Origin of the sequence: Thioalkalivibrio sp. ALD1 (assembly GCF_000381245.1) — a bacterium.
Classification (GTDB): Bacteria; Pseudomonadota; Gammaproteobacteria; order Ectothiorhodospirales; family Ectothiorhodospiraceae; genus Thioalkalivibrio.
Genome location: NZ_KB906241.1, coordinates 1 through 19719, shown reverse-complemented (window position 1 = coordinate 19719; position 19719 = coordinate 1). Strand labels below are relative to the sequence as shown.

Below are 19719 nucleotides of genomic sequence, written 5' to 3'. Positions count from 1 at the left end.
ACGCAAGCGATTGCGGTCGTCAGGTCGTAGAGGCGCTGGAGTTTAGCCGGCTGGCGAGAAAGCGGGCCGGCGAGAGGACGGGCGGCCCCCCGCGATCTTCGGCCAGGGCGCGCAGGTGGACGCTGCAGCCGACATTTGCACTCACGATCACATCGGGGGTATCGGCGGTCAGCGCATCCAGGGTGGCCGTGCCCAGCCCGTCGGACATCTCGGGAAGCGCAAGCATCGCGGTGCCACCGGCGCCGCAGCAGTTCGGGGCATCGGATACGTCGGTCAGAATGATGCCCGGCAGTCGTTGCAGCAGTGCGGTCAGCTCGCGAGCCTCGCGGGTGACATTGCGCAGGGTGCAGGGGAAGTGCAGCGCGACGCGGACGGGGGTGTCGAGCCAGGACGGGGGAGTGGACTCGGCCGCCAGGTGTTCGCTCAGAAACCGAGTCAGGCTGACGCTGCGGCGGCCCAGGTCGCCTTCGGGGATTTCGCTCAGCGTGGCCTCGCACCCACTGTCCAGGGTGATCACCGGGGCCTCGCCGTCCAGGATCTCCTGATTGCGCTGTTGCAGGGTGCGTGCCGCCTGTGGCCGCCCGCCATGCTGTTCCAGTGCCCCGCAACAGACCTGTCCGCGCGGCACTGCGATCCGGAATCCGCGTTGTTGCAGTACGGCGAGCGCGGCCTCTAGGTCCGGTCCGGTAAAGAAGCGATCCATGCACCCGATAAACAGCAGGGCATCGGCGTGCTCCGGGGCGACGGTGCCCGTCAGCTGCGGCGCCGGTGCCAGCGAGGCACGGGTATGGTCCAGGATGCGCCACAGCGGCTGGCCGGAGCGCAGCCAGCGTTGCACCCCGGTCTTGCGGGCGACGCGGGCGGTCACGCCCCCGAGGGCACGCAGCGGCCCATGGCGCAGGGCAGCGGTCTGCAGGGACTGTCGCAATCTGAGACTGCCGGGGCGGGGCTTCGGTGGGTGGTCCTCAAGGATCTCGCGTGCGCGATCCATCAATGCGCCGAACGGGACACGTGCCGGACAGACGACCTCGCAGCTGCGGCAGCCGAGGCAGCCCTCCAGGTGCTCGCGCAGGCGGGATGATTGTGGCTCCAGCCGGCCCTGGGCCAGCCCCTGCATCAGGGTCAGGCGCCCGCGCGGCGAATCCCCTTCGACCCGGTGCCAGGCATAGGTGGGGCAGTGCGGCAGGCACAGTCCGCAGTGCACGCACTGATCGGCTGCGGAAAGACCCTGAAACCGTGGCGGTTGGTCCGAAGAACCGAGGGGCTTTGCTAGGGTTTCGCCCCAATTACTCTGCCTCGGGAGGTCTTCCATGCTGCGTTCGTCCCGCCCAGTTCGTTCCTCGCTTGCCCTGTTCATGCTGGTCAGCATACCAGCCCTGCCAGCCGTCGCCTGGGACGCAGAGGGCTGGGAAACCAGCATCGAGCTCGGGGCCTCCAAGACCACCGGCAACACCGATTCCACCAAGGCCCACGCGCGCTTCCGTTCGCAGCACACGAGCGAGGAGTGGCGTAACCGCCTGCGTCTGGACGGCTACTACCACGAGGAGGATGACGACACCACGGGGGAGCGCTATGTCGGGAGTTACCAACTGGATCGCAAGCTGGGTGAGCATGACTATCTGTTCGGTGCGGCGCGCTACGAGCGCGACCGATTCAGCAGCTATGTGTATCAGGGCTCGTTGACCACCGGCTATGGTCGTCGCCTGGTGGATCGCGAAACGGTCAAGCTGGATGCCGAAGCCGGCGGGGGTATGCGGCAGTATCGGAAGCGTACCGAAGGCGGCAGAGAGCGCGAGCCGGTCGCACGCTTTGGTGGCAACTTCCGTTGGGATCTCTCCGAAAACGCGCGCCTGACCGACGAGCTGCTAATCCTTTATGGTTCGGACAACACCGAGATCGAAAACATCCTTTCGCTCACCGCGGACATGACCAGTCGCCTGGCGCTACGCACCAGCTTTACGGTGAAGCACAACACCGACGTTGAACCAGGCACCGAAAACACCGACACCATCACCGATGTCACACTGGTCTATCGCTTCCACTAACCGGATCTTCCGCGCCCCGCGTTATCATGCGCTGATCGAATGACGGAGCACACGATGGGCTACTACGAACGCCACATCTTCTTTTGTACCAACTGTCGCGAGGACGGCAATTGCTGCGAGGACCATGGGGCGACCGAGATGCGCGCCTATGCGAAGGATCGCGCAAAGGCGATGGGAATCCACGGTAAGGGGCAGGTTCGGGTCAACACGGCTGGCTGTCTGGACCGATGCAATGAAGGGCCGATCGCCGTCGTCTACCCGGAGGGGGTCTGGTACACCTACCACGACGAGCACGATATCGACGAGATCCTCGAGGAACACCTGAAGAACGGGCGGGTTGTCGCGCGTTTGCAGATCTGACCTGCGTCGCGCATCAACTTGACTTTGTGCGGACAGCTCCGGAGAATTCGCAGCCCGCGTGGCTACGTAGCTCAGCTGGTTAGAGCACATCACTCATAATGATGGGGTCCCCTGTTCGAATCAGGGCGTAGCCACCACCGTCTTCATGAAAGGGCTGCCCAGGCAGCCCTTTTTTCGTTCCCGGGCTGTGGGCGGGCTTGTTGCTGGTCATCCGGGGCTCCGCTAGACTGCGCCTCGGCCGGCCCGGCTCATTGGGACCAACCTCGGACGAACTCCATGAAACGTTTCGGAATCCGCATCCGCCTGCCGGAAGGCAGCACCATGTCCATGCCGCATCTGCTGGGCCCCGACTGGGAGTCCTATCGCTGGTACGACAGCGAGCAGGCGCGCGAGAAGGCATTGGCCGACATGCAGCGCGAATTGCCGAACTACCGCAAGGGCGATCACGTCCAGCAGCTGCTCGAGCGCGTCGAACGCGAAGACTGAGTTTTCTGGCGCGTCGATCCGATCGTATCGCCATCCTTTGGTATGAGTCTCCTTCCGCCGGGAGAGCCCCTTTGCCTCGTCTGAAGCACCGCCGCCGCTCATCGGCGGCCCTGTCACTCCTGTCTGGTTGAAACCCCGCGTCTGCCATGCTTTAGTGCGAGGCGCAAGGAACCAGCACTCATTCTTGGTGATTCATACAGGAGTACAGGCATGTCCACATCCAGGCCCAGCGATACCGCGCCGGAGACCCCGTCCGAAGACACGGACAACGCAATGGGTGAAGGAGGGGGAGCCATGCCTGTCCGACCGCGCACGGCCATGCCGGCCGCCGGCGGCGGCCGAGCCTCGATGCGCACGACCCAGGAGCGCACGGAGCCACACTACTTTACCGAGCGCGACCTCGACCGAATCCTCGAGAATCTCGACCACCTGCGTAGCACGGTCTTCCCGCGGCTGACCAAGGGAGGCGCAGCAGACGAGCACAAGCAGCAGTGTTTCCCGTCGGTGTGTCTGATCGGTGTCGGGCGGTGTGGCTCCAATGTGGCCCTGGATGTCGCTGCTCTGGTCCACAGTGCTCGCTCGGAATACATGCGCGAGCTGGACAACGAGGAAAATGGCGGGCGCGAGAAGGAAATGCGGCCGCTGCGCTGGATTCGCAAGAGCCTGAACCTGCCGCCGTCCAATGCGGTGAAGCCGGTGTTCCTGATCGAACCGATGGTGATGCTGGGCGATCTGGACAAGGACATCGAGGGACGCATCCGCTTCTCCAGCCGTGCCGGGCAGGACAACTTCATCGACAACTACAACAAGATGAAGATCATGGATCTGTCCGAGGTGCATGCCGGTGGGGCCGGTAACGCGCCTATCCTGGGCCAGTACCTTGCGCGCATCATCCTGAACAAGGACACCGATCAGTTTTCCAACGAGGACTGGAAGTTCATCCACTCCTATCTGATCGACTCCTGTGGCATCAAGGCCAACCAGTCGCGGCTGTACTTCTACATCTTCAGCGCGGGCGGGGGTACGGGCTCCGGCATGGCCTCCGAATTCGGGCTGGCGCAGCAGTACTCCTACATGCGCAAGACCTTCGACCCGAAGCTGGAAAAGCGCGACAAGGCCAATCGTGACCACTCGTTCGTGTTCGAGCCGATCTTTGCCGCCGGTATCTGCATCCTGCCGAACATCCAGGACAACCGGGTGGAGATGTCCGAGGCGCTGCACATCAATGCCGGGCGCTTGCTGTGCAAGTATCTCGCGGAGGAATGGGACTTCTCCTACAACTTCGAGGCCGAGGAGACCCGCGATGAGGACATGATGCATCGTATCCGTCCCTGGAACGCGATGATGCTGATCTCCAACGACATCATGCGCTACGCGGAGGAGACCGACGACGGCAATATCCGCAATGTCGACGTCAACGCCATGGAGAAGTACGCCAACCAGTACATCTCCCAGCAGATCTTCAACATCCTGACCGCGCAGGCGGTTACCACGGACTACGACGAGGACTATTTCCGCCGCGCGGGGGTCGACATTGGCGAGACCATTCGCCTCGATGCGAACGATCTGTTCATGAGTCTTGCGGGGCCGGTCGCCGTGGCCTATGCGGAGTCCGAGGTGGCCACTGGCGAGCACGCCCCGGTCGGGCAGGGTCCGCTGGATATCGACGATCTGTTTTATCGGTCCATCGATCTGCCGCACTTCAACAAGCAGACCGAGGCGATCGAGGGCATCAGCCTGCTGCCGATCGATGCGCCGCGCTACCGCGAAGCCTTGAAGAAGTACAAGGAATCGAGCATGGACGCGGTCCACCTGCGCGACCTGCACTTCTTCAAGAATTGCTCGTCCATCGTCACGATCCTGTCGTTGCCGAAGGACTACAAGCTGTCCTACATGGACCTGAACCGGCTGAAGACGCACCTGAACGGGCTGTTCCCGAACACCACGCTCAAGCGTTATGCCCTGGTCATCGGGGCCTCGGCCAACCTGTCGCTGACGACCCTGGTGGTGAAGAGCCCCTGCCTGTCGGACGACTTCCTGACCCTGTTCGTGGCCTACATCAAGCGCTGCTTCGCCAATGACAAGACACGCTTCGACGACACCCTCGACCATGCGGTGCTGGATCTGATCCGGGCGGAGGAATTCGACGAGCAGCGCGTGGACGAAATGCTCAATGAGTTCGAGAACCCGACGCGCATCCTCGATACCAACTGGTACGCGATCAAGCCGATGTACGAGAAGAAGTATCGCGAGATGTGCAGCGACGAGAAAAGCTTTGTCTCGATCAACGACATCCGTCTTAGCCGCGAGAACGTCAAACAGGCGATTCGCTACCTGCGCGAGATCTACCGCCATCGCACCAGCAAGACGCAGATCATCAGCCTGAACGATGGCAAGACCGGCACCACCGCGGCCAAGCGCCGGGCCAGCAGCAAGAAGTAGCGCCAAGCGGGTCGCCCCGGGAAGTGCCAGGGGCGACCCAAAGTCTCAGGGCAGGGCCAGCGGTTCCATCAGATAGCACAGGCAGTCCTGCGCGATCACTCGTGTGTCCAGCGTCAACATCGACGGCATCGCTGCGCGCTTGAGCCGGATCTCGTCGCCGCGGGTTTCCAGATATTCCGCTGTCACTTCGCGTCCATCCTCGGCGATCGCCACCAGTGGGCTGTCCACCTCCGGACGGATACGCACCAGTGTCGAGCGGGCCGGCAGGAGCTGGAAGTTCAGGCGGTCCAGGTCGGGTTCGAGCCGGACATCGTGCTGCGCGTCCAGCCCGGCCTGCAGCCCGGGCCGCACGCGTACCTGGGCCACGGTGTGGAAGATTTCGATGTCGCCAGCGCGCGGCGGCTGTTCCGGGAAATGATCCAGGTGCAGCACTGCGTCCAGCATCTCGCAAGCGTGCTGGATGCCCGATTCGTCATTGGGCGGGCCGCACTCCAGCGTGACCGAGGGGGCAATGCTTGCCAGGGCCATCGAGGCCACACCTCGCGGGCGCGTGAAATAGACCACCGTGCGGCTGAACAGTGCCGCCAGGTTCATGAATGCCGGATCCAGGCGGTTGATGCAGGCGTAATGCGGGTTGCGTCCGGTGTTGTTGTGCAGGTCGACCGCGGCGAACAGGCCGTGCCGCTCCAGGCGGCGGCAGACCTCGGCCAATCGATCGGCCTCCGGCGACCCCGGCTGCTCTGTGCCGGGCCAGATGCGATTGAAATCCGGCTGCTCGTCGAGGTGGCGCTGGTTGACGGCCGCGGCGCGCGGGTTGCCGATGATCAGCGTCAGTGCCCGCGGGAGGGGCTTCCCGGTGTAGTGTCGCAACAGCCGCTGGATCGCCTGCAGGCCCACGGGCTCGTTCCCATGCAGCAGCAGGACGACTGCTACCGCCGGCGACCGTTGGCCCTCTAGGTGAATCAGGGTGGGCTCCGGTACGCACTCGTGCAGGTTCTCCGGGGTGGTGTCGAGAAAGCCCTCGGGCAGTTCGTGCAGTTCGTGCAGGGTCGTGTTCATGGTTCGAATCAGAGCCCCCAGGTGTGGACCGGCGAGCCGGTGTTCTGCCAGCCGCGATAGGCGCGCACGAGGCCGGCCCAGTCGCGTCCATGGCGTTCCACCCAGTCGCGTTGCCATTGCGCTCCGGTCTGCCGCGCCGCGGTGCGCGCCGCGATAATCCCGAGCAGACTGTTGGCCTCGGCCGGATCCACACCCAGGTGGTCCAGACCCGCGGCGGCCCGGGGCAGGAGCTGCCGCCGGATCAGGCGGGGGGCCGGTTCCGGCTCTGCGTGCCCCCAGCGTAGCCGGGAATCCAGCCCGTAGCGCGCGGCATTGTAGAAGTTGTCGCGTGCCTCCGAGAAGGGTGTGTCCAGTGTCCCGTCGGCCGATTCGTGAATCAGGTGCTCGGTGAGCCCCATCGCAAACGCTGTGTTCGCCAGCATGTCGATCAGGGTCGGGCCGGCTGGCAGGCAGCGGAACTCTAGGCGCAGGTTACGTCGACCGCGTTCGTCGACACCCACGATGGGACGGTTCCAGCGCCAGATGGTCCCGTTGTGCAGAGCTACATGACACAGTTCGCGGGGTGGCGCATCCAGCTGCGCCGGCAGCAGCACCGGAAAGTGCTCCAGGTTCTCGGTAAAGAGTTCGCCAATCGAGCGGTGCAGGTAGCCGGTGCCAAAGGTCACACGCCGGATCGGCCCGCGGGCGCTGTCGGCGAAGCCGCCGACCTCGACCGACTGCTCGAACACCGGGATACGGCTCTCGCACCACAGGTCGTGCCCGAACACAAACGGGGTGTTGCCGGCCGCAGCCAGTACGGGCGCGCTGGCCACCAGGCTCGCGTTGTAGGCGCGGTGGGCAATCGCCGGGCGGGTCTCCGTGTGGACCTGGAACGAGGTGGCCAGGGCCTCCAGCATCACGTCGCAATGAACGTGCTGCAGGTGCTCGCGACCGACGATGTCGAGCTTGAGTGGCCGTTGGGCCCGCTGTTCCAGTACGGCCGCGTTCAGGGCACGGTAACGCGCCTGGGGCGACATGTGATGCAGGCCGAGGTCCTCTGGCTGGAGGGTCGGGAGCGTGCCCGCCATCAACAACTCGGCATGCTGGTGGCGGGCGGCGCGGCGCGCCTGTCGCAGGGTCTCGTTCAATTCCGAAAAGATGGCTGCAAAACACCCGGGGCCCACACGGAAGACCGATGAGTTGAGTTCGAGGTTGAACCGCGCGAGCTCCAGAGTGGCCAGGGGGCTGTCCATGGACTCCAGGACTCCCTGATTGACGGGGAGGGGCCTCCCGGCGGTGTCGCAAAGCCAGGCTTCGATTTCGAACCCGAGCCGTGGCGGGGCTTCGGGACTATCCGCCTGTTGGTCCAGCCACTCGTGCAGCAGCGCCGTCTCACGAACCAGGGCAGTGCGAAACCGCTCGAAGTCCTGCGCGTCGAAGTGCTCGTCGGCGATCTCCTGGCCCAAGATCAGTCCTCGTCCGGCGCGTCGTCGTAGAGGCTTTCGAGGAGATCGCCCCAGGCCTGTTCGTGCTTTTCGAGGAAGGTCAGTAGCACCTTGCGAAACGCCAGGTAGTCGGACTCGAAGGCCGCGAAATCCTCGCCACCGTTCAGCAGTTTCGCCGCGCGGTCGGTCTGTTGCAGGCTGTCGCGCAGGTTGAGTGCGGCGGCCATCGCCCCCTTCACGCGTTCGCGCTCGTGCGGGATCCAGGCGCGGTCGGACAGCAGCGATCGCAGGTTTTCGCCCAGCTCCAGCAGGCGTTTGCGCAGGCGTGGCACGGCACCGATGGTTCCGGTCTTCAAATCGCCCCAGACGGCATTGGTGATCAGGCGCGACCAGCGTTCACGCAGATCGCTTGTGGTCTCTGGGTCGAACGCAAAAGAATCTTCCAGTTGTTGCGGATCGAAGGGCATTGGGTATCCTGAAGCTGGGGTTCGGGACACAGTCCACAAAGGGGAGGCTGTGTGGTCCGGAATAGCGCTGCGTTGGGTAGCGTCCTACAAGGTACAAGAACAAGCAAGGCCGCACGTACGGCCCTGCGGATGGAGGAAATACAACATGGCGACCTGGTTCGCGCAGAGGCGGCTGCGTCAGAAGGTCTGTGACCTTCGACCGCAGATGTACCGCATGGCATTTGCCTGGTGTCACGACGCCGCGCTGGCCGATGACCTGGTGCAGGAAGCGATGATGAAGGCCCTGACGCGGCTGAAGTCGCTGCAGGACGAGAGCGCCCTGAAGGCCTGGGTGTTCCGCATCATGACCAACTGTTACCGGGACTGGGGGAGACGACAGAAGGACACGGTGGATGTGGACAGCATGGAGCTGCCCTGCGAGGACTGTCCGGAGATGCAGACCGAACGCAACCGGATGGTGTCGGATGTCCACCGCGCGATGGCGCAGTTAAGCGCCGACCACCGACAGGTGGTGTCGCTCGTGGACCTGGAGGGGTTTGCGTATTCGGAAGTCTCGGAGGTGCTGGACGTACCGATCGGGACGGTCATGAGCCGCCTGAGCCGGGCTCGGGCGCAGCTGAAAAAGGTGTTGTTGGAGCAGCAGGCCGACAAGGGGCAAGCGGCCGATGGACCCCATCTTCAGGTAGTGAGGAATCGGCATGGCTGAACACCGTCTCAATGCGCAGGATCGCCCCAGCGAGGAGATTCTCAACGCGTTCGTCGATGGCGAATTCTCGCCCGAGGATCGCCTCAACACGCTGAAATTGATCTCGTCCAGCGAACGGCTGAGTCGCGAGGTCTGTGACATGCATCAGCTCAAGGAGCTGGTCAGCATGGCCTATGAGGACGTGCCGGCGGACCAGTCCGGTGCCGGCGGACGCTGTCGGATTTCGCAGGCACCGCGTTCTCATTGGTTTCCGTCGATGGCGGCCGGGGTCGTGGCGCTGGTGCTGGGGTCGCTGGCGGGCTACGAGATTACGCGCGATGCCGGCTTCCTCGGCAGCGGCGAGCCGACCGCCTGGATCGGTGGTGACGCTGGCGAGACGGCGCTGATTGCCCGCGGCGATCATGCTGGCGGCTACGCGCCGCAGGTCATCGCGGCGACCGAGACCGACCAGATCCTGCTGCATATCAACGAGGCCGACCCGAAATCCATGGCCGAGTTGCTGGACGACATCGAGGCGATGTACCGCGACGCGGCGGCCGATGGTCGCGAGTTGAACGTGCAGGTCGTGGTGCACAACAACGCGATGGACTTCCTGCGCACGGACCGGGCTCCTTATCCCGAGCGTGTCGCGGCGCTGAGCCAGGAATATTCGAGCCTGCGTTTCACGGCCTGTGCCCAGACGCTCGAACGTCTGGCGCGTGAGGAGGGCGGTACGGTGGACATTCTCCCGCAGGCGGAACGAATCGATTCCGGCGTGGCCGAGGCCGCGCGCCGCCAGGCCGAAGGCTGGATCTACATCAAGGTATGATCGGCCCGGTCGCGGGTAGTCTCGTCGGGCCAAGTTGGCGATGAAGGTCCTCTCTTTTCTCCTGCGCCGGGGCGGGCTGCTGGCCGGGGCGCTTTTCGTCCTGTCGCTGGGGGTCACCTGGGCGTTGTTTGCGCCCGAGCCAAACGGCGTTGCCGCTGATGCCGACGACACACTGCAGGTGGTCTACCACATCAACGCCGATGATCCGGCCCTGCACCTGAACGCCCTGCGCAATCTGCAAAACCATATCGACGGGAGCGGTGTGGATCGCCTGGAGATCAAGGTCGTGATGCACGGTGGCGGGGTCAACCTGTTGCAGTACGCGAACGATGAACCGGACCTTCGCGCAACGGTGGATACACTGAAGATGCAGGATGTCCGCTTTCTCGTGTGCGGCAACACGCTGGATAAGCGGGGAATCGGTCTGGACGACCTTTACGATGCCCAGCCCGAGGACCGTGTGCCCTCGGGTATTGGCGAGCTGACCCGACTCCAGCGTGCGGGGTATACCTACATCAAGCCGTGATGTCGGCGCCGGTCGATGTCCGTCTCCAGCGCCGCGAGGCGCTCGGGCGTGCCGATGTCGCGCCAGTCCCCCGTGTAGTGTTCCCCGCTCACCTGACCGTGGTCGACGGCCTCGCGCAGAAGGGGACCGAGCGGGCAGCGCCCTTCAGGCAGGCCTGCGAACAGCGCGGGGTGATACCAGCCAATGCCGCTGAAGGTCAGCGGTGTGCCCGTATCCAGTGATACTTGCCTGCCGGAGAGCCGAAAGTCGCCCCGGAGGTGGTGAGGCGGGTTGTCTACCAGCACCAGGTGCGCGAGCCGGCCGCCTTCCGCAAGGGCCTGTTCGGCGGGTGGGTCGAGGGGGTGTTCGCACCAGACATCGCCATTGACCACCAGAAACGGCCCGTCGCCCAGCATGGGCAGGGCCTGGCGAATGCCCCCCGCGGTTTCCAGTGCTCCCTCCGGCTCTTCGGAGTACAACAGCCGCGTGCCTGCATATTCGGCACCCAGCGTCTCGCGGATCTGTTCGCCCAAGTGTGCGGTGTTGATCACTACCGTGCGGTAGCCGGCCCGGGCCAGGCGTTCCAGGGTATAGGCGATCAGCGGGCGCCCGGCGACCGGGAGCAGTGGTTTCGGGCAATGGTCGGTGAGCGGGCGCATGCGTTCGCCGCGTCCGGCGGCCAGGATCATCGCTCGCATCAGGCGTGCTCCCTGTCCGTGTGGGCGGCGAACCAGCGAGCGACCGGCTCCAGCTCCGGGTGACGCAGGCCCTGTTCCAGTAGCCGGTGCAGGCGCGGCAGGTGCTCCAGATAGCGGGGTTTGCCGTCGCGTTCGGCCAGGCGCACGAAGATGCCCAGGATCTTCACCGTGCGCTGCACGCCAAGCACGCGATAGTGCGTCATGAACGACGCGCGGGGCATGTCCACCATGGACAGATAGTGTTCGAGCCCGTGGGTGACGGTGTCGGCCGAGACCTCGCGGCGCGCGTCTTCCAGTAGCGAGACCACGTCATAGGCGGGACTGCCGATGACCGCATCCTGAAAGTCCAGCAGCGCGCAGGCCTGTTTGTCGCCGGGGGGCAGCATCAGGTTGTCGACATGGAAATCGCGCAGCACCAGGGTTTCCGGGAGGTTCGGCAGGGCATCCAGGGCCTGGTGCCACGCGGCGTCGAAATCGGCGCGCATCGGTTCCGGCATCGCCCGGCCGTTCAATCGCGGCCAGTACCAGTCCGCGTACAGGCCCGTCTCTGCGAGCAGGCGCTCGTGGTTGTAGGGAGGGATGCCATCTGCGCGTCCGTTTTCCGGCCAGCGCTGATGGAGTGTAGCCAGCGTATCCAGGGCGTGCCGGTACAGCGGCCATTCGTCCGCCCCCTCGGCCAGGGCCCGGGTGAAGGTGCGGTCCCCCAGGTCCTCCAGCAGCACGAAGCCCGAGTCGGGATCGTGTTCCAGTACCCCGGGGGGGCGCAGCCCCAGATCCTCCAGAAGCCAGGCGATCCGCACGAAGGGCCCGGTCGCCTCGCGTTCGGGCGGGGCGTCCATGATCACCACCGACATCCCGTCCCGGCGTGCACGGAAATAGCGGCGAAAGCTCGCATCCGCGCGCAGCAGATGCAGACCCTCGAATTCCCCGGGCAGGGTATCCAGCCATCGCTGCAGCGCGTGGATGCGGGTGTCCTGAGTCCTCATGCCAAATGTCCCGCGGCTGTGTGGGTCCCGGGCACCCGGACCACCTGTGTCTTGAATCGCCCATCCGGGTACAGATCCAGGACGCGGTAGCCGGCGTCCAGGGCCGCATCCACGGCGAACTCTTCGGAGCCCGGTGAGAACTGGACGCAGGTCGACGGGCAACCGAGGAATTCGACTGTGCCCCGTCGGACCCGGAAATCCTGGTGGATGTGCCCGAACAGGCAGGCGCGCACCTGCGGATGGCGGTCGAGCACCGTGAACAGCGCGTCCGGATCGAGCAGCCCCAGCCGATCCATCCAGGCGCTGCCGATGGCCACCGGCGGATGGTGCAGCGCGACGATCGTGGGGCGGTCCGGATCGGCCGACAGGCTTCGTTCCAGTCGTTCGCACTCTGCCGCGTCCAGACGCCCGGCCGCCTCGCCGGGGGTGCTGGAATCCAGTCCGACCAGCTTCCAGGGGCCCAGCATCCTCTCGCCATGGACCTGGCAGGTTCCGGGCTCCAGTGCCGCGCGCAGGGTCTGCGAATCGTCGTGGTTACCGGCGAGCGCCAGCATCGATTCGTGGCGTGCTCGCAGCCGCTTCGTCAGCCGCGCGTAGGTGGCGGGTTCCGGGTCCTCGGCCAGATCGCCGCTCAGCAGCAGGACGTCCGCCGCCGGTTCCCGGGGCAGCGCGTCCAGAATTCGCGCCAGTTGGGTGTCGCTGTCCGGGTAACCGGCCCGGATCGGCCCGGGGTCGCGGCCCAGGTGGGTATCACTGATCTGGATCAGGCGCTGCATAGTCGTCATGGTGTGCATGGGTTCCCATGAAGTCCGGCGATTGTTGCGCGGCGGTTGCCGTCCGCGCGGGGAAGTGCCCTATACTGGATCGGGTGTACCTGTCGTCGTGCCGGGTCCGTTCCGACATGGGGTCGGAAGACGGTCCGGCGAGGGGCCGATATGAGCCAAGAAGCCGAAACCATCCTGGAGTCCGGGTATCGTCCGTCCGAGGACGAACCCTACATGAATCCGCGTCAGCTGGACTACTTTCGCGCCAAGCTCGAAGCCTGGCGTGCGGAGCTGATCGAGGAGTCCGAGCAGACGCTCGAACACCTGCGCACCGAGAGCTGGCAGGAACCGGACCCCAACGACCGCGCGACCCACGAGGCCGACGCCGGGCTGGAGCTGCGCACGCGGGATCGCTACCGCAAGCTGCTGAACAAGATCGATGCGGCCCTGGCACGTATTGATCTGGGTGAATACGGCTATTGCGAGGAGACCGGCGAGCCGATCGGCATCGCCCGCTTGGAGGCGCGCCCGATCGCCACGCTGAGCGTAGCTGCCCAGGAAGCCCATGAACGCAACGAGGCCCGCTTCGGTCAGTAGATACAGGCGCACCCTGGCGCCCATAGTGACACGTAGGGCACACGCATGACGGACTGGTTTCTGGCGCAGGAGCCGATTATTCGAATCGGTATCCTGTTGTCCGTTCTCGCGATCATGGCGACCTGGGAGATTCTGGGGCCGCGGCGCCCCCTGTCGGTGGGCAAGGCCTATCGCTGGTCGAACAACTGGGGTGTGGTAATTACCGGCACGCTGCTGACCCGGTTCCTGTTCCCGGCGGGTCTGGTGGGTCTGGGGCTCTTCGTCGAGACCCAGGGCTGGGGATTGTTGCAGGTGCTGGATCTGCCCTTCTGGCTGGTCGTGCTGATTGCGGTCGTGGTCCTCGATTTCGCGATCTGGGCGCAGCACGTGATGTTTCATGCCATCCCGTCGCTGTGGCGGCTGCATCGCATGCACCACGCCGATCTCGACTTCGACTTGACCACTGGCCTGCGCTTCCACCCCCTGGAGATCCTGCTGTCGTTCGGCATCAAGGCCATGGTGGTGGTCGCAATCGGCGCCCCGGCCCTGGCGGTACTGATCTTCGAGGTCATCCTCAGCTCGCTGGCTCTGTTCAACCACTCCAACGTGCGCATGCCGGCCCCGGTGGACCGGGTGTTGCGCTGGTTCGTCGTCACGCCGGACTTCCACCGTGTCCACCACTCCTGGTATCCGCACGAGACCAACTCGAACTTCGGATTCAACCTCTCGCTCTGGGATCGGGTTATGGGGACTTACCGGGCGCAGCCGCAGGACGGGCACGAGGGGATGACCATCGGGCTCAACCAGTTTCGCGATCCCACCTGGGAGCGGCTCGATCGCATGCTGATCCAGCCCTTCGTCGGGCCCGCCGACAGCTATCCGATCAATCGCCGGCCCGAGACCGAGCGGGGGTCGAGCGAGGAGGTCACCCACCGACGGCGCTGACGGCGCGGCTGCCGCGGGCGGCAGGGTTCAGGGCTGGAGCCGCTTCGTGTAGACCCGGGAGTTGCGCGCCTGGTTGTAGTGCGCGCGCCGCTCGGGCGGCAGATCGTTGACCTGGCCGGTCGTGTAGCCGCGCTCCTGAAACCACTGCGCGGTGCGGGTCGTCAATACGAACAGCTGCCGTGCGCCCTGTTCCCGCGCCAGTGACTCCATTGCCGCCAGCAGGCGGTCGCCCCGGCCGCTGCCACGATAGTCGGCGTGCAGGGCCAGACAGGCGATCTCCGCCGCCTGTTCGCCAAACGGATACAGCGCGGCGGTGCCGATGATCAGACCGTCGACATCCAGCACCTGGAAGCGCTCGATCTCCAGTTCCAGATGCTCGCGCGCACGATGGACCAGGATGCCCTCGGCCTCCAGCGGCTGCAGCAGGGCATGGATGCCGCCGACATCGTCGATCGTCGCCTGACGCAGCCGCTCCAGCGGTTCGCGCGAGACCAGCGTTCCGATCCCCTGGCGGGTGAACAGCTCGATCAGCAGCCCGCCATCGTCATGGCGATCCACCAGATGGACGCGCATCTCGCGCTGGCGGCAGGCATCGATCGCGCTCTTGAGGTGGTTGGCCAGCTCCTCCGGCAGATCGTCCGCTTCCGCCAGGAGCCGTTCCGCGGCGGGCACGGTCAGCTGGCCCAGGACCCCGTGTTCCGGATCGCGCAGGACCCCCGCCTCGGTCAGGAAGATCAGCTTGTCCGCGTTCAGGGCGATCGCGACCTGGGTCGCCACGTCCTCGCCCGAGAGGTTGAACACCTCGCCGGTGGGCGAGTACCCCAGCGGCGAAACCAGCGCCACCTGTTCCCGGTCCAGCAGGTTGCGCAGGGCCTCGGTATCGACCCCGCGCACCTCGCCGGTGTAGTGAAAGTCCACGCCGCCGCGCACGCCAAGGGGGCGCGCGGTGACGAAGTTACCGCTGGCCACGCGCAGTCGTGCATTGCCGGTGCCCGGCTGACCAAGGCTGCGCGACAGCAGCCCCTCGATCTGCAGGCGCAGCCGGCCGACTGCATCCAGCACTGCCTCCAGCGCCGGCGCGTCGGTGACCCGCAGGCCCTCCGCGTACTGCGGCGTCAGACCGCGCTCGGCGAGCCGGGCCTCGATCTGGGGGCGTACGCCATAGACCAGCACCACGCGCACCCCGAGGGCGTGCAGCTTGGCGATATCGCGCATCAGCTCCGGGAACTCCGGTGCCAGCGCGGCCTCGCCGGCCAGCGCGATAACCATCGTCCGACCCCGGTGAGCGGCGATATACGGCACCGCCCCGCGGAACCAGTCGAGTTCCGAGGGGTGCGGGGCGGCGCGGGTTTCGCTGGGCGCGCCGGGCGTGGCACTGGCGGTGGCGGGAGGGTTCACGGGCGTGTCCGCGCGCGGATGGGCTTGTCGGACAGTGTAGGGAAAGCGCGCCGCGCGCGCATCAGTGTGAGATCTGAGCTATTTCTTGCCCAGCGCGCGCGGGAGGTCGTCGATCCGGTCGCCGGCGCTGACGTCGTTTTCCTCAAACCAGCCCGCGTTGACCTCCAGCGCATAGAGCACGTCGCGTTTGGCTTCGTGCAGGGTGGTGGTCTGTGGTTCCATGGTCTCGATGTTGGTGATGCGGTAGTCGGCGTCGATGAACGCGACGTCCAGCGGGATGTAGGTGTTGCGCATCCACATCGCGTAGCGCGCCGGGTGATCCCATACGAACAGCATCCCCTGGTCGTCGGCCAGTTCCTCGCGGTGCATCAGGCCCTGACGGCGTGCCGGCTCGTCGGCCGCGATCTCCACGCTGAGCGTGCGCTCGCCGACCTTGAGCTCGGTGACCGGCAGGCCGGGCCCGGCCTGAGGCGAGCCCCACAGCAGCAGGACCCCCAGCAAAGCTGCGCCCGCCACGAGGGCGGGCGCAATACGCGGGATTGAGTGCATCTCGTCTGCTGCCGGTTAGTCGCCGCTCATGCGGCCCACGGCGCAGCTGGCGAAGGACTTGGCCTTGGCGCTGGCGGAGCGCAGACCGGAGACCGAGCCGGTCTCGGGGTAGCCCATGCTGGCGAGCTTGGCGGCCACCGCCTCGCGGGCGCTTTCCGGCGCGTCGACCTCGACCGCCCCGCCTTCAACATCGACCTTCGCGCTCTCCACACCCTCGACCTGCATCAGGCCCTTGCGGATGGAGTTCGCACAGCCACCGCACTTGATGTTTTCAACCTCAATTTTCATGGACTGCACCTCGGGATACTGGGGTTTGTACTGTTCATTATGTACGATTCCGCATCTGCATAAACGTTCACGAGACCCGACCATGCCCGCCTATCGTTCCCGCACCACCACCCACGGCCGCAACATGGCCGGCGCCCGTGCCCTGTGGCGCGCCACCGGCATGAAGGATGGCGACTTCGGCAAGCCGATCATCGCCATTGCCAACTCCTTCACCCAGTTCGTGCCCGGGCACGTGCACCTGAAGGATCTGGGCCAGTTGGTCGCCGGCGAGGTGGAGAAGGCCGGTGGTGTGGCCAAGGAGTTCAACACCATCGCGGTGGACGACGGCATCGCGATGGGTCACGGCGGGATGCTCTATTCGCTGCCCTCGCGCGAGATCATCGCCGATTCGGTGGAGTACATGGTCAATGCCCACTGCGCCGACGCGCTGGTGTGCATCTCCAACTGCGACAAGATCACCCCGGGGATGCTGATGGCCGCGATGCGCCTGAACATCCCGGTGGTGTTCGTCTCCGGCGGCCCGATGGAGGCCGGCAAGGTGCAGGCACCGGGCAGCGACAACGTGATCCACCTGGACCTGGTGGACGCGATGGTCAAGGCCGCAGACTCCAGCGCCAGCGACGAGGAGGTGGAGGCCATCGAGCGCTCCGCCTGCCCGACCTGCGGCTCCTGCTCCGGCATGTTCACCGCCAATTCGATGAACTGCCTGACCGAGGCCCTGGGCCTGTCGCTGCCGGGCAACGGCTCGCTGCTGGCCACCCATGCCGGGCGCAAGTCGCTGTTCGAACAGGCCGGCCGGCGCGTGGTCGAGCTCGCCAAGCGCTACTACGAGCAGGACGACGAATCCGTGCTGCCGCGTTCGATCGCCACCTTCGAGGCCTTCGAGAACGCGATGAGCCTGGACATCGCGATGGGCGGCTCCACCAATACCGTGCTGCACCTGCTGGCGGCCGCGCGCGAGGGCGACGTGGACTTCACCATGGCGGACATCGACCGCCTGTCGCGAAAGGTCCCGAACCTGTGCAAGGTGGCCCCGGCCACCCAGCTCTACCACATGGAAGACGTGCACCGCGCCGGCGGCGTGGTCGGCATCCTCGCGGAGCTGGATCGCGGCGGGCTGATCCACCGCGATGTCCCGACCGTACACGCCGACACTATGGGCCAGGCGCTGGAGCAGTGGGACGTGATGCTTCACGCCGCCGCTTCCGAGACGCTGTACAAGGCCGCGCCGGGCGGCGTGCCCACCCAAGTCGCGTTCAGCCAGGACAAGACCTGGGACAGCCTCGACATCGACCGCGAGAACGGCTGCATCCGCGACATCGAACATGCCTACTCGCAGGACGGCGGCCTGGCCGTGCTCTACGGCAACATGGCCCCGGACGGCTGCATCGTGAAGACCGCGGGCGTCGACGAGAGCATGTTCGAAACGCAGCAGCTGCGCTACACCACCAGCGTGCCCACTTCGACGATCCGTGTCTTCTCCGGCCCGGCCCGTATCTTCGAAAGTCAGGAATCGGCCGTCGAGGCTATCCTTGGTGACCAGATTCAGGCGGGTGACGTCGTGATCATCCGCTACGAGGGCCCGAAGGGCGGCCCCGGCATGCAGGAGATGCTCTACCCGACTTCGTATCTGAAGTCCAAGGGGCTGGGCAAGGAATGCGCGTTGATCACCGACGGGCGCTTCTCCGGGGGCACCTCCGGCCTGTCCATCGGCCACGTCTCGCCGGAGGCCGCGCAGGGCGGCGCGATCGGTCTGATCGAGGAGGGCGACACCATCGTGATCGACATCCCCGGGCGCGAGATCCGCATTGACGTCGACGACGCTACCCTGGCGGCCCGCCGCGCGGCGATGGAGGCCCGTGGCGCGAAGGCCTGGAAGCCCGAATCGCGCAAGCGTGAGGTCACCCAGGCCCTGCGTGCCTACGCCCTGATGACGACCTCCGCCGCCTTCGGCGCGGTGCGCGACATCTCCCGCTTCGAGGACTGACCGAGGGCTACCAGCAGGGTCGTAGATACCGTCTTGCCCTATGAGGTGCAAGGCGTGTCATTTCGGGGTTGATACGGAGTTTGCGACTTGAGGACGCCGAAGGCGATGTGCAGGAGCTTGCGCATGGCTGCCCCGATCGCGGCCATCTTGGCCTTGCCCCGCCTCAGAAGACGGTGGTACTGGTGCCGTACGTCCGGGTTGTGGCGGCTGGCCACGACGGCGGCCATGTAGAGCGTTTTGCGCAGCCGCCCCGAGCCGGCCTTCGCCAGCCGCGGGGGTCGCTGGACCGAGGTCCCGGACTCCTGCAGGACCGGTACCAGTCCATGGAACGCCGCCGCCTGCCGAGCACTCGTGAACGCACGGCTGCGCAACGTCGCGGCCATCGACGCCGACAACACCCGGCCGATGCCGGGGATGCTCTCCAGCAAGGCCCGATCCCGCTTGAGATGATCATGCGCGTCGAAGTGATCATCGATCTGCTGCTGTAGCCGACGGTATTCCTCGCGCAGGGCTTGCAGCACGTTGTCGATCGACGCCTGGGCGAGGGTGTCCTCGCTGAACTGCGCCTTCTCCAGGCGATTCTCCTCGCGCCGGATGTCCTGCTCAAGGGCTTCCAGCCGGCTGAGCAGGCGTTTGAGCTCCCGCACCTCGGGCGGCTCAGGTTGCCAGCGCCGTGGCGCGCGCTCGATGCCGTAACGCGCCAGCATCATGCTGTCCTTGCGATCCGTCTTGTTGCGCACCCCCATGCCTTGGGCGTGGAAGCGCACCTGAGCCGGGTTCAGCACATAGACCCGAACCCCCTGCTCATGCAGCCAGTAGGCTAGCGGTTCGTGATAGATGCCGGTGGCTTCCAGATACACCTGAAGCGTCTCGGGCGCTTCACCCGTGTTGCGCTGCAGCCAGCGCAGCAACTCCGGGTACTGGTCCTGGCGGTTCGGGAATACCTTCGGCTTGACCTTGCCCGCCTCCAGATCCCGGACCCACATGCAGTCGAGCTTGTTCTTGCTGACATCAATGCCAATATGAGCCATCTCGTCCTCTCACCTTGTCCGTACAGCCTCACCCGCCCTTCACGGGGAGCTTGGATACCGTTCAAACTTCGAGATGAAAAAGGACTCGGGGGCCCATCTACGGCACAGGTTCGTGACCTCAGGATGCGATCGGGTTACCCCGAGTCCGGTGCGGTCCATGGTAGCGATCCGTGAACCGCAAGACACAAGGATGCG

The 19719-nt window shown here is 65.5% G+C and carries 21 protein-coding genes and 1 tRNA gene; 11 read left to right on the top strand and 11 right to left on the bottom strand.

What is annotated here, in order from left to right:
* Positions 1-19: 19 nt before the first annotated feature.
* Complete coding sequence (locus tag F623_RS0100110; protein WP_018868718.1) at positions 20-1204, bottom strand: (Fe-S)-binding protein; 1185 nt, start codon at positions 1202-1204, stop codon at positions 20-22.
* A 106-nt stretch (positions 1205-1310) separates the two neighbouring features.
* Here F623_RS0100110 and F623_RS0100105 point away from each other — a divergent pair, with 106 nt between their 5' ends.
* The 5 genes from F623_RS0100105 (at position 1311) to F623_RS0100085 (ending at position 5333) form a co-directional block, all read left to right on the top strand.
* Positions 1311-2045, top strand: a complete 735-nt coding sequence (locus F623_RS0100105) for a YdiY family protein (protein WP_018862700.1) — start codon at positions 1311-1313, stop codon at positions 2043-2045.
* Between the two features lie 54 nt (positions 2046-2099).
* The gene (locus F623_RS0100100; protein ID WP_018862701.1) at positions 2100-2405 is read left to right on the top strand and encodes a ferredoxin; all 306 of its coding nucleotides are present in this window, start codon (positions 2100-2102) and stop codon (positions 2403-2405) included.
* Positions 2406-2465: 60 nt separating this feature from the next.
* A tRNA-Met gene (locus F623_RS0100095) sits at positions 2466-2542 on the top strand.
* Between the two features lie 139 nt (positions 2543-2681).
* Positions 2682-2891 (top strand): hypothetical protein, encoded by a 210-nt coding sequence (locus F623_RS0100090; RefSeq protein WP_018862702.1) that lies wholly within the window; start codon positions 2682-2684, stop codon positions 2889-2891.
* Positions 2892-3101: 210 nt separating this feature from the next.
* Positions 3102-5333, top strand: a complete 2232-nt coding sequence (locus tag F623_RS0100085; protein WP_026278786.1) for a hypothetical protein — start codon at positions 3102-3104, stop codon at positions 5331-5333.
* A gap of 45 nt (positions 5334-5378) precedes the next feature.
* Here the strand turns inward: F623_RS0100085 and F623_RS0100080 are convergent, their stop codons facing one another.
* The 3 genes from F623_RS0100080 to F623_RS0100070 are packed head-to-tail and all read right to left on the bottom strand — an operon-like array spanning position 5379 to position 8283.
* Positions 5379-6392 carry a M14 family metallopeptidase gene (locus tag F623_RS0100080; protein ID WP_018862704.1) on the bottom strand — a complete coding sequence of 338 codons (1014 nt, stop codon included), beginning with the start codon at positions 6390-6392 and terminating at the stop codon, positions 5379-5381.
* A gap of 8 nt (positions 6393-6400) precedes the next feature.
* Positions 6401-7837, bottom strand: a complete 1437-nt coding sequence (locus F623_RS0100075; protein WP_018862705.1) for a glutamate--cysteine ligase GCS2 — start codon at positions 7835-7837, stop codon at positions 6401-6403.
* Between the two features lie 2 nt (positions 7838-7839).
* Positions 7840-8283, bottom strand: coding sequence for a hypothetical protein (locus tag F623_RS0100070; protein WP_018862706.1), 444 nt, complete (start codon positions 8281-8283; stop codon positions 7840-7842).
* Between the two features lie 145 nt (positions 8284-8428).
* Between F623_RS0100070 and F623_RS0100065 the strand changes: the two genes are divergently transcribed.
* The 3 genes from F623_RS0100065 to F623_RS0100055 are packed head-to-tail and all read left to right on the top strand — an operon-like array spanning position 8429 to position 10323.
* Positions 8429-8989, top strand: a complete 561-nt coding sequence (locus F623_RS0100065) for an RNA polymerase sigma factor (RefSeq protein ID WP_018862707.1) — start codon at positions 8429-8431, stop codon at positions 8987-8989.
* Positions 8982-9797 (top strand): hypothetical protein, encoded by an 816-nt coding sequence (locus F623_RS0100060; protein WP_018862708.1) that lies wholly within the window; start codon positions 8982-8984, stop codon positions 9795-9797. The genes F623_RS0100065 and F623_RS0100060 overlap by 8 nt, the downstream gene beginning before the upstream one ends.
* 40 nt (positions 9798-9837) lie before the next feature.
* Positions 9838-10323 (top strand): DsrE family protein, encoded by a 486-nt coding sequence (locus F623_RS0100055; protein WP_018862709.1) that lies wholly within the window; start codon positions 9838-9840, stop codon positions 10321-10323.
* On the opposite strand, the gene murU is transcribed toward F623_RS0100055, so the two are convergent.
* The 3 genes from murU to F623_RS0100040 are packed head-to-tail and all read right to left on the bottom strand — an operon-like array spanning position 10308 to position 12780.
* A complete protein-coding gene (gene murU / locus F623_RS0100050) occupies positions 10308-11000 on the bottom strand; it encodes an N-acetylmuramate alpha-1-phosphate uridylyltransferase MurU (protein ID WP_018862710.1) in 693 nt (230 codons plus the stop codon). The two genes, F623_RS0100055 and murU, sit on opposite strands and share 16 nt — an antisense overlap.
* The gene (locus F623_RS0100045) at positions 11000-11986 is read right to left on the bottom strand and encodes an aminoglycoside phosphotransferase family protein (protein ID WP_018868719.1); all 987 of its coding nucleotides are present in this window, start codon (positions 11984-11986) and stop codon (positions 11000-11002) included. The genes murU and F623_RS0100045 overlap by 1 nt, the downstream gene beginning before the upstream one ends.
* On the bottom strand, positions 11983-12780 hold the full coding sequence (locus F623_RS0100040) for a phosphodiesterase (RefSeq protein WP_019572124.1): 798 nt from the start codon (positions 12778-12780) through the stop codon (positions 11983-11985). Before F623_RS0100040 ends, F623_RS0100045 begins: the two co-directional genes overlap by 4 nt.
* Before the next feature lie 141 nt (positions 12781-12921).
* Between F623_RS0100040 and dksA the strand changes: the two genes are divergently transcribed.
* Positions 12922-13347 (top strand): RNA polymerase-binding protein DksA, encoded by a 426-nt coding sequence (gene dksA, locus F623_RS0100035; RefSeq protein WP_012983659.1) that lies wholly within the window; start codon positions 12922-12924, stop codon positions 13345-13347.
* 45 nt (positions 13348-13392) lie between these two features.
* Entirely contained in the window at positions 13393-14271 is an 879-nt protein-coding gene (locus F623_RS0100030) for a sterol desaturase family protein (RefSeq protein WP_018862713.1), read from the top strand.
* A gap of 27 nt (positions 14272-14298) precedes the next feature.
* Here F623_RS0100030 and argA read toward each other — a convergent pair whose 3' ends face one another.
* From argA to F623_RS0100015, 3 genes are all read right to left on the bottom strand, one after another.
* Positions 14299-15669 carry an amino-acid N-acetyltransferase gene (gene argA, locus F623_RS0100025; RefSeq protein ID WP_081616609.1) on the bottom strand — a complete coding sequence of 457 codons (1371 nt, stop codon included), beginning with the start codon at positions 15667-15669 and terminating at the stop codon, positions 14299-14301.
* Positions 15670-15747: 78 nt separating this feature from the next.
* The gene (locus tag F623_RS0100020; protein ID WP_018862715.1) at positions 15748-16218 is read right to left on the bottom strand and encodes a DUF192 domain-containing protein; all 471 of its coding nucleotides are present in this window, start codon (positions 16216-16218) and stop codon (positions 15748-15750) included.
* 15 nt (positions 16219-16233) lie between these two features.
* Positions 16234-16506: a heavy-metal-associated domain-containing protein gene (locus F623_RS0100015; RefSeq protein ID WP_018862716.1), complete on the bottom strand. Its 273-nt coding sequence runs from the start codon at positions 16504-16506 to the stop codon at positions 16234-16236.
* Positions 16507-16588: 82 nt separating this feature from the next.
* Here F623_RS0100015 and ilvD point away from each other — a divergent pair, with 82 nt between their 5' ends.
* The gene (ilvD, locus tag F623_RS0100010) at positions 16589-18493 is read left to right on the top strand and encodes a dihydroxy-acid dehydratase (protein WP_018862717.1); all 1905 of its coding nucleotides are present in this window, start codon (positions 16589-16591) and stop codon (positions 18491-18493) included.
* Between the two features lie 38 nt (positions 18494-18531).
* Here ilvD and F623_RS0100005 read toward each other — a convergent pair whose 3' ends face one another.
* Positions 18532-19524, bottom strand: a complete 993-nt coding sequence (locus F623_RS0100005; protein WP_018862131.1) for an IS110 family transposase — start codon at positions 19522-19524, stop codon at positions 18532-18534.
* Positions 19525-19719 lie beyond the last annotated feature (195 nt).